Annotated in this window: 14 protein-coding genes and 1 pseudogene; 10 read left to right on the forward strand and 5 right to left on the reverse strand. The window is 47.7% G+C overall.

The window, feature by feature from the left end; genetic code table 11:
* Positions 1-13 precede the first annotated feature (13 nt).
* Positions 14-685, reverse strand: coding sequence for a deoxyribose-phosphate aldolase (gene deoC, locus BN3349_RS03880; protein ID WP_040976060.1), 672 nt, complete (start codon positions 683-685; stop codon positions 14-16).
* 167 nt (positions 686-852) lie between these two features.
* Here deoC and rbsK point away from each other — a divergent pair, with 167 nt between their 5' ends.
* From rbsK to BN3349_RS12030, 8 genes and pseudogenes are all read left to right on the forward strand, one after another.
* Positions 853-1776, forward strand: coding sequence for a ribokinase (gene rbsK / locus BN3349_RS03885; RefSeq protein WP_040976062.1), 924 nt, complete (start codon positions 853-855; stop codon positions 1774-1776).
* An 11-nt stretch (positions 1777-1787) separates the two neighbouring features.
* Positions 1788-3077, forward strand: coding sequence for an L-fucose:H+ symporter permease (fucP, locus tag BN3349_RS03890; protein WP_040976064.1), 1290 nt, complete (start codon positions 1788-1790; stop codon positions 3075-3077).
* Positions 3078-3086: 9 nt separating this feature from the next.
* The gene (locus BN3349_RS03895) at positions 3087-4100 is read left to right on the forward strand and encodes an aldose 1-epimerase family protein (protein WP_040976066.1); all 1014 of its coding nucleotides are present in this window, start codon (positions 3087-3089) and stop codon (positions 4098-4100) included.
* Positions 4101-4214: 114 nt separating this feature from the next.
* Entirely contained in the window at positions 4215-5141 is a 927-nt protein-coding gene (rfaD, locus tag BN3349_RS03900) for an ADP-glyceromanno-heptose 6-epimerase (RefSeq protein ID WP_040976067.1), read from the forward strand.
* Positions 5142-5242: 101 nt separating this feature from the next.
* Complete coding sequence (gene waaF, locus BN3349_RS03905) at positions 5243-6286, forward strand: lipopolysaccharide heptosyltransferase II (RefSeq protein WP_040976069.1); 1044 nt, start codon at positions 5243-5245, stop codon at positions 6284-6286.
* Entirely contained in the window at positions 6283-7251 is a 969-nt protein-coding gene (gene rfaC, locus BN3349_RS03910; protein WP_040976071.1) for a lipopolysaccharide heptosyltransferase RfaC, read from the forward strand. Before waaF ends, rfaC begins: the two co-directional genes overlap by 4 nt.
* 9 nt (positions 7252-7260) lie before the next feature.
* Positions 7261-7434: pseudogene (locus BN3349_RS12025) on the forward strand (nucleotidyltransferase substrate binding protein); the annotation flags it as partial.
* A gap of 22 nt (positions 7435-7456) precedes the next feature.
* Positions 7457-7780 (forward strand): nucleotidyltransferase family protein, encoded by a 324-nt coding sequence (locus BN3349_RS12030; RefSeq protein ID WP_040976073.1) that lies wholly within the window; start codon positions 7457-7459, stop codon positions 7778-7780.
* A gap of 28 nt (positions 7781-7808) precedes the next feature.
* Here the strand turns inward: BN3349_RS12030 and ytfE are convergent, their stop codons facing one another.
* From ytfE to BN3349_RS03930, 3 genes are all read right to left on the reverse strand, one after another.
* Positions 7809-8483 (reverse strand): iron-sulfur cluster repair protein YtfE, encoded by a 675-nt coding sequence (ytfE, locus tag BN3349_RS03920; RefSeq protein ID WP_040976075.1) that lies wholly within the window; start codon positions 8481-8483, stop codon positions 7809-7811.
* A 99-nt stretch (positions 8484-8582) separates the two neighbouring features.
* A complete protein-coding gene (murQ, locus tag BN3349_RS03925; RefSeq protein ID WP_040976077.1) occupies positions 8583-9497 on the reverse strand; it encodes an N-acetylmuramic acid 6-phosphate etherase in 915 nt (304 codons plus the stop codon).
* A 32-nt stretch (positions 9498-9529) separates the two neighbouring features.
* Positions 9530-10648 carry an anhydro-N-acetylmuramic acid kinase gene (locus tag BN3349_RS03930; protein WP_040976079.1) on the reverse strand — a complete coding sequence of 373 codons (1119 nt, stop codon included), beginning with the start codon at positions 10646-10648 and terminating at the stop codon, positions 9530-9532.
* 102 nt (positions 10649-10750) lie between these two features.
* Here BN3349_RS03930 and glmU point away from each other — a divergent pair, with 102 nt between their 5' ends.
* Complete coding sequence (gene glmU, locus BN3349_RS03935) at positions 10751-12115, forward strand: bifunctional UDP-N-acetylglucosamine diphosphorylase/glucosamine-1-phosphate N-acetyltransferase GlmU (protein ID WP_040976081.1); 1365 nt, start codon at positions 10751-10753, stop codon at positions 12113-12115.
* Between the two features lie 136 nt (positions 12116-12251).
* Positions 12252-13166: a mechanosensitive ion channel family protein gene (locus BN3349_RS03940; RefSeq protein ID WP_040976082.1), complete on the forward strand. Its 915-nt coding sequence runs from the start codon at positions 12252-12254 to the stop codon at positions 13164-13166.
* Positions 13167-13296: 130 nt separating this feature from the next.
* On the opposite strand, the gene ppx is transcribed toward BN3349_RS03940, so the two are convergent.
* The gene (ppx, locus tag BN3349_RS03945; RefSeq protein WP_040976083.1) at positions 13297-14841 is read right to left on the reverse strand and encodes an exopolyphosphatase; all 1545 of its coding nucleotides are present in this window, start codon (positions 14839-14841) and stop codon (positions 13297-13299) included.
* Between the last annotated feature and the right edge of the window lie 6 nt (positions 14842-14847).

A 14847-nucleotide genomic window follows, 5' to 3' on the forward strand; every position in this document is an offset into this window, starting at 1 on the left:
ACCCTTGAATTGATTAATATTGGCTGTCAGTATCGCCTAATCCATGGATAATCGCAATCCCTGCGCTGGCGCCGATGCGGGTAGCGCCGGCTTTAATCATCGCCAGCGCGGTTTGGGTATCGCGGATACCGCCGGAGGCTTTAACGCCAATATCACCAACGGTTTGTTTCATCAACGCGACATCTTCAACCGTCGCACCACCCTTATTGAAGCCGGTGGAGGTCTTGACGAACGCTACATTTAACCCTTTGCAGATTTCGCAGGCTTGCACGATTTCCGCCTTGGTTAGCAAACAGGTTTCCAAAATCACTTTTAACGGCGTGCCAGCACAGGCGTTCAGCACCGCTTGAATATCTTCTTTAACTGCCTGCCACTGATTGGATTTTATCAATCCTACATTAATCACCATGTCAATTTCATTCGCCCCGGCGTGAATTGCCTCTTTCGCTTCAAAGGCTTTGACAGAACTCAAATTCGCGCCCAGCGGAAAACCGACCACTGTGCAGATTTTCACATTCGTATTAGCAAGCTGGCGTTTTGCCAACGGAATATAAGCCGAATTAATACACACCGAGAAAAAACCGTGCTCAATGGCTTCATTACAGAGCCGAATAATGTCCTGCTGTGTTTTTTCAGCGGTAAGTGCGGTGTGATCGATGTATTTTGCAATGTCATGTGCGTGCATGTTGATAACCTCTTGTTAGGGTGGAAAAGAAAATAAGCTCTTTTTTATCATACCGGAAAAAAAGATAAAAACTGTGATCGATGTAACTTTTTTCACATTTTATTTATTATAGACTTTAAAGCAAATATTTTGTTATAAAAAAAACATCAACAACTAAGGAGAACATCATGGATATTGCCGTTATCGGTTCAAATATGGTCGACCTCATCACCTACATTGAGACGATGCCTAAAATGGGTGAAACCATTGAAGCGCCAAGTTTTCACATGGGATGCGGAGGAAAAGGCGCAAATCAAGCGATCGCCGCCGCTAAATTGGGCGCTTCGGTTATGATGCTGACAAAAGTCGGTGACGATATATTTGCAGAAAATACTATCCGAAATTTCCAGCACTTCGGGGTAAATACAGACTATGTAGACACAGTACCAGCAGTATCCAGCGGTGTAGCACCTATATTTGTCGACAAATCCTCACAAAACAGAATACTCATCATTAAAGGCGCTAATGCTCATCTCAAACCAAATGACATAGATCGTGCGCAAACCCGCTTAAAAGAATGCAAACTTATTATTCTGCAATTGGAAATCCCTTTAGAGACAGTTTACTATGCCATTGATTTCGCTAATGCGCACCAAATTCCCGTTATTTTGAACCCTGCGCCGGCAAGTAAAAATCTTGATCTCAATTATGCCTGCAAATGCGATTTCTTTATGCCAAACGAAACCGAACTTGAAATTCTAACCGGATTACCCGTAGACACAATGGATCAGATTCAAATCGCGGCTAATACATTACTAGAAAAAGGGCTAAAAAATCTTATCGTCACATTGGGCAGTAAAGGTTCTGTGTGGCTGCATGACAACAATACAACATATATTGAACCGTACAAAGTAAATGCAATAGATACAAGTGGCGCCGGCGATGCCTTTATCGGTTGCTTCGCACATTATTACATCACCACAGGAGACATTCCGCGGTCAATGCAAATGGCTTCCTTATTCGCCGCTTATAGCGTCACGGGACAAGGCACGCAATCATCTTATCCAAACAAAGAGCAATTCGAGCAATTTATACAAACTTCTATCAAATAAGGAGCGCCTCTATGAAAAACATACAACAAATGCCAGATGGCTATCTCAATAGAACACCGCTTTTTCAGTTTATTTTACTATCCTGCTTATTTCCATTATGGGGAGCGGCTGCGAGCTTAAATGATATTTTAATCACACAATTTAAAAGTGTATTTACACTCAGCGATTTTGCTAGTGCCCTTGTGCAAAGTGCATTCTATGGCGGATACTTCTTAATTGCTATACCTGCTTCTTTGGTAATCAAAAAAACTAGCTATAAGATAGCGATTCTAATCGGTCTAACATTATATATTGTCGGTTGTTCGATGTTCTATCCGGCATCTCATATGGCAACTTATACTATGTTCCTAGCCGCTATTTTTTCAATTGCTATCGGCCTCAGTTTTCTAGAAACTGCCGCCAATACCTATAGTTCAATGATCGGCCATAAAGATTACGCCACATTGCGCTTAAACATCAGCCAGACCTTCTATCCTGTCGGTGCTATCGCCGGTATCTTACTGGGTAAATATCTCATTTTTCAGGAAGGCGCCAGCCTGCATGAACAAATGGCAAACATGACTCCCGAACAAATACATAACTTTAAACTTGCGATGCTGGAACACACATTACAGCCTTACAAATATTTAATCTTCATTTTAATTGCCGTAACCGTCTTATTTTTAATCACTCAATTTCCAAAATGCAAAATCATAAATGCGGATAATCCTCAGACCCAAGTGAAGTTTACCGATACCTTAAAATATCTAGCTCAAAATACGGCATTTAAAAAAGGTATTATCGCTCAGTTTTTGTATGTCGGCATGCAAGTTGCAGTATGGTCTTTTACTATTCGCCTAGCATTAAACTTGAGCGATATGAACGAACGCGGTGCATCGAATTTTATGGTATACAGCTTTATCGGCTTTTTCATTGGTAAATTCGTCGCAAACTTCCTGATGACAAAATTTAAATCCGATATGGTATTGATGTGGTATTCCGTTTTAGGTGTCGTCACCTTGGGATATACCGCGCTCGTGCATGATTTCTCTGCCGTTTATGCGGCAATTTTCGCCAGTGTATTATTCGGTCCTTGCTGGGCAACGATTTATGCATCAGTTCTAGGAACCGTCGAGCAGGAACACCGTGAGGTCGCCGGTGCTGTCGTAGTAATGTCGATTATCGGTGCTGCCGTCGTTCCGGCAATTCACGGTTACGTATCGGATAGTTTAGGATCGTTACAACTTGCCTTTATCGTGCCACTATTTTGTTTTGCCTACGTAGGCTACTACTTCTTCGATAAAATCAGAAATAGCAAATAAGGAGACAACATGAAAAGCTATATTTATTTATACAAAGCGCTGTTTTCCGCTAACGAACAGCTGATTTTCCAAAATGAAAAAATAAGTGCGGTCGGTTTTAAATATAATTCGGGAATTGAAGCCGTTAGATTAATCAACAGTAAAGGCTTTATTACGGTTCTTCCGTTTTATGGACAAATCATTTGGGAAGCCAAATTCAACAACCATGATCTTAAAATGAAAAACATGTTCAACGAACCAAAACCGGGAACAACTATTATTGATACGTACGGGTGCTTTGCTTTTCATTCTGGGTTACTCTGCAACGGTTGTCCGAGTCCAGAGGATAATCATCCATTACACGGAGAGATGCCTTGTGCGGCAATGGATCAGGCATGGCTGGTTATTGACGATGAATCGGTAGGGGTAGGCGGACAATTTGAATATGTAAAAGGTTTCGGTGATCATTATTCGGCAAAACCGGAAGTAGTACTACATGCTGACAGTAGTCTATTTGACATAAAAATGCAGGTTACCAATCTGGCGAGTGTCGAAATGCCGTTACAGTATATGTGCCACATGAACTACTGTTACGAACACGGCGCTACATTTAGCCAAAACATTCCCGATCAGCTCATTGAATTGCGTAACACTATTCCGGCACATGTAAAACCGACCCCGAAATGGTTAAACTTCAATGAGCAAATCAAGCAAGGCAAGTACCAACTAACCGCGCTAGATAACGATCTCATGTATAATCCAGAAATCGTATTTTTCATGGATAATCTGCGCCAATATCAACAAAACTTAGAATTTCGCATGTATTCGCCGCAAGGGCATACCTATCTGACCAAATTCTCTTCTCAAGATTTTAACTATGCGACCAGATGGATTTTATACAACGAAGATCAACAAGTCGGCGCTTTCGTTTTACCAGCGACTTGCCGCCCGGAAGGTTATTTAGCGGCTAAAAAAAATGGCTCACTTATTATGATGCAACCACATGAAACCAGAATCTTTTCTGTCACTACTGGTATAGAATAATTTTTCACCACTCATCTCCTCGGGATTTTGCCGCCCCGGGGATTTTTTATTACCTTTCCCGGGTAAAATCCTTTAAAATAACCTTACTATCGACACTCAACAGAGGGCAACATTATGATTATCGTAACAGGCGGCGCCGGTTTTATCGGCAGTAATATCGTGAAAGCGTTAAACGATCTCGGACGTCGGGATATTTTGGTGGTGGATAATTTAAAAGACGGAACGAAATTCGTTAATTTGGTAGATTTGGATATTGCGGATTATTGTGACAAAGAAGATTTTATCGCATCGGTACTTGCCGGCGACGAGCTGGGCAAAGTCGATGCGATATTCCATCAGGGCGCCTGTTCCGCCACTACTGAGTGGGACGGTAAATACATTATGCAGAACAATTACGAATATTCAAAAGAACTGCTGCATTATTGTTTGGAACGCGACATTCCGTTTTTCTACGCCTCCAGTGCCGCGACCTATGGTGACAAAACCGACTTTATTGAAGAGCGTCCGTTTGAAGGGCCGTTAAACGTATATGGCTATTCTAAATTCCTGTTTGACGAATATGTCCGCCGGATTCTGCCGCAAGCCAAATCACCGGTGTGCGGACTTAAATATTTCAACGTATATGGTCCACGCGAACAGCATAAAGGCAGTATGGCAAGCGTTGCGTTTCACTTAAATAATCAAATTCGACAGGGTGAAAACCCGAAACTTTTCGCCGGCAGCGAACATTTTCTGCGTGATTTCGTATATGTCAGCGATGTGGCGCAGGTGAACATTTGGTGTTGGCAACACGGCATTTCCGGCATTTACAACTGCGGTACCGGCAAAGCGGAAAGTTTTGAGGAAGTAGCCAAAGCGGTATTGAACTTCCACGGCAAAGGTCGGATTGAAACCATTCCGTTCCCGGATCATTTAAAAGCCCGTTATCAAACATATACGCAAGCCAACCTGTCTAAGCTGCGTGCTGCCGGTTATGACGCGCCGTTTAAAAGCGTCGCCGAAGGGGTGACCGAATATATGGCGTGGCTGAACCGTAAATAATCCGCAGGAGCTTCAATACCCTTGCGCCGTAACAACGCCGCGACGCCATTTACCGTACGCGGCGTAATAATCGAGTCTCCACAATCGCTAAACGGACAACTATGAATATTTTAATCATCGGCCCGTCTTGGGTCGGCGATATGATGATGTCGCACAGCCTTTATCAAACTCTGAAACGGCAATATCCCGCTTGCACCATTGACGTATTGGCGCCGGACTGGTGCAAGCCGCTGTTGACACGTATGCCGGAAGTGCGTAATGTGCTGAGTATGCCGGTCGGGCATGGCACATTCGGTTTGCTTACGCGTTATCGCATTGGGAAATCACTGCGTAATCAATATGATATGGCAATCGTGCTACCGAATTCTCTGAAATCCGCCTTTATTCCGCTATTTGCCAACATCCCCGTGCGGCGCGGCTGGAAAGGCGAAAGTCGTTATCTTTTTTTAAACGATTTGCGCTGCAATAAAGGCGACTACCCGATGATGGTGCAGCGTTATGTGGCGCTGGGCTATGCCAAAAATACCGTCCCCGCCGCTGACACATTGCCGCTGCCAACACCGTATTTAACGGCAACACAAAGTGCGGTCGAAAAAACAAAAGTATCTTTCGCCGCCCAACTGGCACAGGCGAAAAATCGTCCGGCGATCGGTTTCTGTCCCGGTGCAGAATTCGGTCCGGCGAAGCGCTGGCCGCATTATCATTACGCCGCGCTGGCAAAACGGCTAATTGAACGCGGCTATGCCGTTCGATTATTCGGTTCAGCCAAAGATCATGCGGCAGGCGAACAAATTCGTTTAATGTTGCCGGCAGAATTACAACGCTATTGTCTTAATCTCGCCGGGCAAACCAGTCTGAATCAGGCGGTAGATTTAATCAGCGACTGCCATGCGGTTGTCAGCAACGACAGCGGTTTAATGCATATCGCCGCTGCATTAAAACGCCCGTTAATTGCCCTTTACGGTCCAACCAGCCCGCAATACACGCCGCCGTTATCGGATCAGGCGGTGATTATCCGTTTAATTCAAGGTGGCTTGATTAAAGTGCGCAAAAGCCATGACAGCGCAGAAGGCTATCATCAAAGCCTGATTGATATTACACCGGCAATGGTCATGGAAAAACTGGAATCCCTGCTCGCGGCATGAAAGTATTGATTATCAAAACCTCCTCCATGGGCGATATTCTGCACACCTTACCGGCGCTAACCGATGCCCGCAACGCACTGCCCGAGATTTGCTTTGACTGGGTGGCGGAGGAAAATTTCGCCGAAATTCCGCGCTGGCATGACGCCGTGGATCAGGTGATTCCGATTGCGCTCCGTCGTTGGCGTAAACAACCATTTTCGTGCGCCACTCGAAATCAATGGAAAAACTACCGCACTTTATTGCGTCAGAATCGTTATGATGCCGTAATCGACGCACAAGGTTTGCTAAAAAGTGCCTTTTTTGCCACCCGTCTTGCGCGCGGAGAAACATACGGCTACGACCGGCGGTGCGCGCGCGAACCCTTGGCATCGCTCTGTTATGAGCATCAATTTTATATTGATTATCAACAACATGCCGTCGAGCGGATACGCCGCTTATTTGCCTACAGCCTACATTATGAGCTGCCGCACAGCCGCGGCGATTACGGGATTGCTCACCGTTTTAAACCTGTCGGATCAAATACCCCGCCCTATATCATGTTTATCCACGCCACCACCAGAACCGATAAACACTGGCAAACGGAGGAATGGAAAAAAACAGCGCAAAAACTAACCGCACTTGGATTGCAAATTCGTTTGCCGTGGGGCAATGCGCAAGAGAAACAGCGGGCAGAACAGATCGCCGACGGAATTGAAAATGCACGGGTGCTGCCTAAACTCAGCCTAACCGCACTTGCCACGGAAATCGCTGCCGCCCGCGCAGTGATTTCCGTGGATACGGGGCTGGCACATCTCAGCGCCGCACTGGATAAACCCAATATCACGCTGTATGGTCCGACAGATCCGAAACTTATCGGCACCTACGGTAAAAATCAGTTTTATCTGCAACGGGAAAAAACTGACTTGATTAGGGCGCAGGATGTGGTTAACTTATTGCAAGACATCATAACATCGAAAGGGTATTAAGGAGTAAACATGACGACCTTGGATCTCACCCCGTTAACCAATGCAGTTAAGCGGCTGCAGGAAGGTTTAATCCGTTATTCCCAAATACGTGATGGTCTAATCCAACGCTTTGAATTTACCTATGAAATTAGTCATAAAATGCTGAAACGCTATTTAGAATTAACCTCGGCAAGTCCGACACAAGAACGACAATTAAAGGAACGCAATGCTTGATATTTCAATGCTGGATATAAAACCCGTCCATTTGCAAATCGTACGAGATATTCTGCCAAAAAACATACCGCACTATACAGTCTGGGCTTTCGGCAGTCGGGTGAAAGGCAAGGCAAAGCCTTATTCCGATCTGGATCTTGCGGTGATCGCCCCGACCCCGCTTTCCTTATCCGAACACGCCAATCTGAGTGAGGATTTTTCCGAATCAGATTTGCCTTGGCGGGTGGACATTGTGGACTGGGCGACCACCAGCGAGAACTTCCGTCGCATCATTCAACAGCAATATATCGTGCTACAAGCTCCCGCCGTACGCTAAACCTCGGCGATTTACACCGCACTTTCAATTACGGCTGATCGCCACGTAAAGCGCGCGGGAACAGTACGTTATTTTCCAAATGAACATGCTCCATAAGATCGGCGGCGAATTCATTTAACCCGCTATAAAGCGCTCGCCAAGTATTGCAGGCTTCCGCCGGCGCGGTGAAATCCGCAGTCAGTTTTTTCATCTCCTCCAGATCATTTCCCGCCTCATCATGTTCGGCTTCCATAACCGAAATCGGCGCAGCCGCCATCGGTCCTCTGCCGGCTTTAATAAGCGGAAACAGAATCTGCTCTTCTTTGCTCATGTGATTGACAAGATCTTCATAGACTTTGCGCACAATCACTGCCAGTCCTTGTGGACATTCCGGTTTATCGGCATGCACGCTTTCCACTTTTTCCGCCATCTCGATTAAACCCGGCAATTGCGAACGGTGCTTATCGTGAAAGCGCGGAATAATAAAATCAATAATCTCACCCAACGGTGCCGCGCGCCAATCTTTATCCGCCTGCGCCGGCTGCTGCGCCAACACCTCCAGTGAAGCTTCGATCACATTGATATCCAGCCCTTTTTCCGCCGCCGCTTCGTCCAAAGTCTGCTTGCCGCCGCAGCAGAAATCCAGTCCCAGTTTCAAAAACAGCGCGGTAGAACGCGGTAAGCGGGCGGCAATATCGCCCAAAGAAAGATCACGGTATGACATAAATGACTCCTGTTCAGTAGATAATTATAGTTGAGTAAATTACTAGGAAATTATATGGCCACAGAAAAAGCAGTGCCATACTTAAAAATAAGTAATCCGCTATATGTGCAGTGCCTGACGTAATCGGCCCTGATTATTCGCCAGCAGCTGCGCCGCACGCTCCCGCGGCAGACCGCTCAGGATCATCATAATCGCCAGTTTGGCATGATTATCGGCCGCTTGTAACGCACGCTCCGCGGTGTCTTCCGCACATTCCGTCGCCTGCATCACAATCCGCAGCGCACGGGCTTTCAGCTTTTGATTGCTGGCTTGTACGTCCACCATTAAATTTTGATAGCATTTGCCAAGCAATACCATGCTGGCGGTACTCAGCATATTCAACACCAATTTCTGTGCGGTACCGGACTTCATTCGGCTGGAGCCGGTCAGCACTTCGGCGCCGACCAGTGTTTCAATGGCAACGTCAGCGATTTTCGCCATGGAAGATTGCGGGTTGCTGACCAGCGCAATCGTGATCGCACCGGTTTTTTTGGCATATTCCAAAGCGCCGATCACATAAGGCGTCCGTCCGCTGGCAGCAATGCCGACTAATATGTCGGCAGCGGAAAAATTAATGCGCTGTAAATCCTCCTGCGCGCTCTGCGGATTGTCCTCCGCGCCCTCAACGGGATAACGCAACGCACGTTCGCCGCCAGCGATAATGCCTTTCACCATGTCTGCCGACACCCCGAAAGTCGGCGAGCATTCCGAGGCATCCAGTACGCCTAATCGACCGCTGGTGCCAGCGCCGATATACACCAAACGACCGCCGCAGCGAAAGGCAGTCACAATGTGATCCACCGCCAGCGCGATTTGCGGCAATACCCGCTCGATTGCCGCCGGCACCTGTTTATCCTCTTGATTCATCAGTGTAACCAACGCCAGCGGCGACAGGCTATCTAAGGTCATAGAATGCGGATTACGCTGTTCGGTGAGCAGCTGTTCAAGGGTCGCTAAAAGATTCTGTTCTGTCATTATACTCGTCGCTTAATCTCTGTAAAAAATGATCAACATGGCGAAAAAACTGCGCCTAAACCGACCGCACTTTGCGCGCCGGTCACACTTGGCAAATTGCCGGTTAAGCCATTGATGCGCCGATAGGCCAGCCATGCAAACGCGGCGGCTTCCACATAATCTGCATCCAAACCGTAATCACCGGTTGTGACCACCGTCCAGTCGGGCAGTACCTCGGCAAAACGCGCCATTAATAGCGGATTTTTTGCTCCGCCGCCGCACACCAGCAGCAGGCACGGCAACGCGGTCCGACGACCAATCGCCAATAACGAGGGCAAGCTGCTTTGCACGGTAAACTCAAGCAAAGTTGCCTGTACATCGCAAGGCGCAAGTGCGGTATGTTTTTGCAACTTTTTCGCCAGCCAGTCCATATTAAATAACTCGCGTCCGGTACTTTTCGGCGCCGGCAAAGCAAGATAGGGCTCATCCAGCAAATCGCTCAGCAGCGCATGGTTCACCCGCCCGCTACTCGCCCATGTGGCATTTTCATCATAGGCTTTACCCAGATGTTTTTCAATCCAACCGTCCATTAGCGCATTACCTACTCCGGTGTCATAACCGCTCACTGGTTGATTGGGTATCAATACTGAAATATTGCTGATGCCGCCGATATTCAGCACCACCGTTACCCGCTGCGGCGCACTGAATACCCCCTGATGAAAAGCCGGCACCAACGGCGCGCCCTGCCCGCCGTAAGCTATATCTTTGCGGCGAAAATCGCCGATGACCGTGATGCCGGTCTTTGCCGCCAGCAAATTCATATCACCGATTTGCATGCTGAACGGATACTTCCCCTGCGGCGCATGCCAGACGGTTTGCCCGTGGCAGCCAATCGCTCGGATCGCCGATGCGCATAGCCCCTGAGCATGCAAGAATTGATTAACACAGTCTGCATACAACAGCGCCAAACGGTGATCAAGTTTGCCGAGCTGGGCTAACGACGTTTCGCCCGTAGCTAAAAGTGCGGTCAGTTTTTCCCGTATTTCCGACGGCATCGGGGTGAAATCCGTCGCTGCAAGTCGCGGCGGTTCGGTGCTGAAATCCATTAACGCCAGATCCACGCCGTCCAAACTGGTGCCGGACATAATGCCGAGATAATAATTACTATCCATGAGATTGCTCTTAGTTTGTGTCGATTAAAGCAGTTGATAATTTTATTTCACGCTATTCTATTATAGAATAACCCTGATTTTTTAGCGTAAAAGAGAATTTCTATGAAAAAACTGAGCGTTGTTATCCTTGCCGCCGGCAAAGGCACCCGGATGTATTCCGATTTGCCGAAAGTATTGCACAAAATCGCCGGCAAACCGATGGTCAAACATGTGATTGATACCGCAAAAAACCTACATGCCGAGCATATCCATTTGATTTATGGACATGGCGGCGATGTCATGCAGACGCAATTGCGCGACGAACCGGTCAATTGGGTTTTGCAGACCGAACAGCTCGGCACCGGACATGCGATGCAGCAGGCGGCGCCGTTTTTTGAAGACGACGAAAATATTCTGATGCTGTACGGCGACGGTCCGCTGATTACGCCGCAAACGCTGCAAAAACTGATCGCCGCCAAGCCCGAAGGCGGGATTGCGCTGTTAACGGTGAATCTGGATGAGCCTACCGGCTACGGGCGGGTTATCCGCCGCGACGGCAGTGTGGTCGCTATTGCGGAACAAAAAGATGCGTCGCCCGAGCAGCTGAAAATTACTGAAGTGAACACCGGCGTTATGGTGTCCGACGGCGCAAGTTTCAAAAAATGGCTGGCGCGTTTAACTAACAATAATGCGCAAGGCGAATACTATATGACCGATGTTATCCAACTTGCGAATCAGGATGGCTGCCAAGTGGCGGCGGTACAAGCCACCGATGCCATGGAAGTGGAAGGCGCCAACAACCGCCTGCAACTGGCAACGTTAGAACGCTATTACCAACGTAAGCAGGCGGAAAAATTATTGCTTGCCGGGGTGATGCTGACGGATCCGGCGCGTTTTGATCTGCGCGGTGAGTTGATCCACGGTAAAGATGTGGAAATTGATGTAAACGTGATTATTGAGGGCAAAGTCGTCCTCGGCAATCGTGTGCGTATCGGCGCAGGCTGCGTGCTGAAAAACTGTGAAATCGGCGACGATGTGGAAATCAAACCGTATTCCGTATTCGAAGATTCGGTTGTCGGTCAGGGGGCGCAAATCGGTCCATTCTCCCGCTTGCGACCGGGCGCCGAACTGGCAGCAGATACCCATGTGGGGAATTTCGTCGAAATCAAAAAATCCCGCGTCGGTCAGGGTTCCAAAGTCAATCATTTAACCTATGTGGGTGATGCGGAAATCGGACGCGACTGTAATATCGGCGCCGGCGTTATCACCTGTAACTATGACGGCGCCAACAAATTCAAAACGCTAATCGGCGATAATGTTTTTGTCGGCTCCGACGTACAATTGGTCGCGCCGGTCAATGTGGCAAACGGCGCTACCATCGGCGCCGGTTCCACCATTACCCGAGACATCGCAGAAGGCGAGCTAGTAATGACCCGCGTGCCACAGCGCCATATTCAAGGCTGGCAGCGTCCGAGCAAGAAAAAATAGCCTATTGGTATTTCAACACCGCATTAAAAGTGCGGTGTTTTTTTGCGCTATTTTCCGTCACAATGACATTTTTTTGCGCGTTGCCAACAATTTCCGCTACAATCATTGTTCATTTTAGCTATAACAAGGAAAATTTATGACTGCTGAGAATAGCGCCGCACAAGGCGCAACGACAATAGACATTCAGGCGCAAACCGCCGAGCTGATCAATAAAGTGCAAACGCTGGATATGCACGCATTATTAAACGACTACATTATTCCCTACGGCACCAAGCTCCTGCTGGCGGTGGTTATTTACCTTGTCGGTAAAATACTGGCGCGGTTTTTAAGTCGCCTGCTGGGTAAAGCGGCGTTTCATTCCACCAAAGACGAAATGCTGCAAGGGTTCGTTCGCTCGATCAGCTATTTTCTCTTCCTGCTGATTGTGGTTATCGCCGCCTTATCGCAGCTTGGCATTAATACCACCTCGCTGGTCGCCTTAATCGGTGCGGCAGGTTTGGCTATCGGTCTGGCATTACAGAATTCACTGCAAAATTTTGCCGCCGGCGTGATGATTTTAATTTTTAAACCGTTCCGTAAAGGCGATTTTATCGAAACCGGCGGCATTTCCGGTTCGGTGGAACAAATCGGTTTGCTGGTGCTGGAATTGCGCACCGGCGATAACAAAACCGTACTGGTGCCCAACGGCAAAGTGTTCGGCGACAGTATTACCAATTATTCCAGCAACCCGACTCGCCGTATTGATTTTGTGTTTGATATTGCTTATGAAGCGGATATTGCGCAGGCAAAAGCCATCGTCGCCGATTGTCTGCAAGCCGACGAACGCATTCTGAAAGCGCCGCAGCCGACCATTGCCGTCAGCGCCCTCACCGCCAACAGCGTGCAGTTGATCGTGCGCCCGTGGGTCAATACCGCCGATTACTGGGCGGTACAGTTTAACATTACCGAAAAAGTCAAGTTGGCTTTTGATGCAGCTGGTATCGCGATTCCATACAATCAGTTGGATATTCACCTCTCCGACGGTACATCGCTTGCAATGAATAAAAAATAGTCAAGCACGCACCAAAGTGCGGTCGGTTTTTCACCAGAAAAGATGAATAAAAATCTGCACCTTAATGGGTTGGTTGTTTAGTCCAACTTTTGAGGTGCAGATCATATCCCCATCATGCGGTGGGGATAAATTAAAACGTTAATTCCAGCCCCAATTCCTGTAACAATCCCTGTTCGGTGAGCAATTCGTTTTTTATCAGCGGATTGCGCGCCAAATAACCGGGGGCAAAATCCAGCTGCCAGCGGTTCAAAGTGCGGTCGGTTTTCAGACCAATTTGCTCAGTGGTTTCCGTCGCCTGACGAGATTTATTCAAAATCACCGCTAAACGCAGTAAACGCACCAGCACCAGTACGTCCTGTTCCGTATAACGAGCGAATTTGGCGAACTCCGTCGGTTTAAAAGCATTGATCTGATAACGTACCAGCGTTGCCAGTAAACGCTGTTGTTCTTTGTCAAAGCCCGGCAATTCGACATTCTGTAAAATATAAGCGGAATGTTTTTGCAACCCTTTATGATTGATCACGATGCCGACCTCATGTAGCCGCGCCGCCCAGAGCAGAATTTCTTTCATCTCATCTGCACATTTAATCTGCTGCCACGCATTGTAGCGCTCACATAACAACAGCGCGCTGTTATACACTCGCTCCGATTGTGCCCGATCCAGATTAAATTGTTCCGCCAGCCCTGAGGCGGTGCGCTGGCGAATATCGCTGACCTGAAAATTCTGTTCCAGACTATACATCACGCCTTCACGCAGGGCGCCGTCGGAATAGCGCATGGTCTGAATGGCGAAGGTTTCGAATACCGCGCTTAAAATCGCCAATCCGGGCACAAACACATCCGCCCGATCGTCGTTTAAACCGGGTAGGCGCAACGCATCAAAATGAGAAACCCGTAGCACTTTTTCCGTCAGCTGCGCCAGACGTTGGGCGGTGATTACGCCGTTCGGATCACAATTTGCCATAATCACCTGATAAACGGTTTTGATGGTTCCCGATGAGCCCAGCACCGCTTGCCAGCCCAGATTACGGTATTCAAACGCTAGATCCTCAATTTTATTCAGCGCACTTTGTTTTGCCCGCTGAAAATTTTCCGCCGAAATTTCGCCTTTAGGGAAGAATTTCTTAGCGAAGCTGACGCAGCCCATGTGCCGGCTTTCGGCAATAAGCGGCGTGAAGTTATCGCCGATGATCATTTCTGTAGAACCGCCGCCGATATCCACTACAAATTTACGCCCGGTTTCCGGCTGGGTGTGGGAAACGCCAGCATAAATGGTCTTTGCTTCGGTTTGTCCGGTGATAATATTGATAGGATAAGGGAAAACCTGTCCGGCTTGGTATAAAAATTCGTCTTTATTGACCGCACTGCGCAATGTATAGGTACCCACCACATTGACATTTTCGGGCTTAAACCCCTGCAATCGCTCAGCAAACAGCGCCAAACAATTGACCCCACGGGTAATTGCCGCTTGGCTTAGTACATTGTGTTCATCCAACCCTTCTGCTAACTGAACCTTTTGTTTTAAGCGCGACAATACCTGAATCGAGCCATTGATAATGCGTGCCACAATCATATGAAAACTGTTGGAACCCAAATCAATCGCCGCAATTTCACGTACTTCACCGCGATGATGGGCAAATGCCGTGGCTTTCGCAATTAAATTTTCGTTATTCATAAGACT

It is taken from the genome of Necropsobacter massiliensis (genome assembly GCF_000827595.2).
Taxonomy (GTDB): domain Bacteria; phylum Pseudomonadota; class Gammaproteobacteria; order Enterobacterales; family Pasteurellaceae; genus Necropsobacter; species Necropsobacter massiliensis.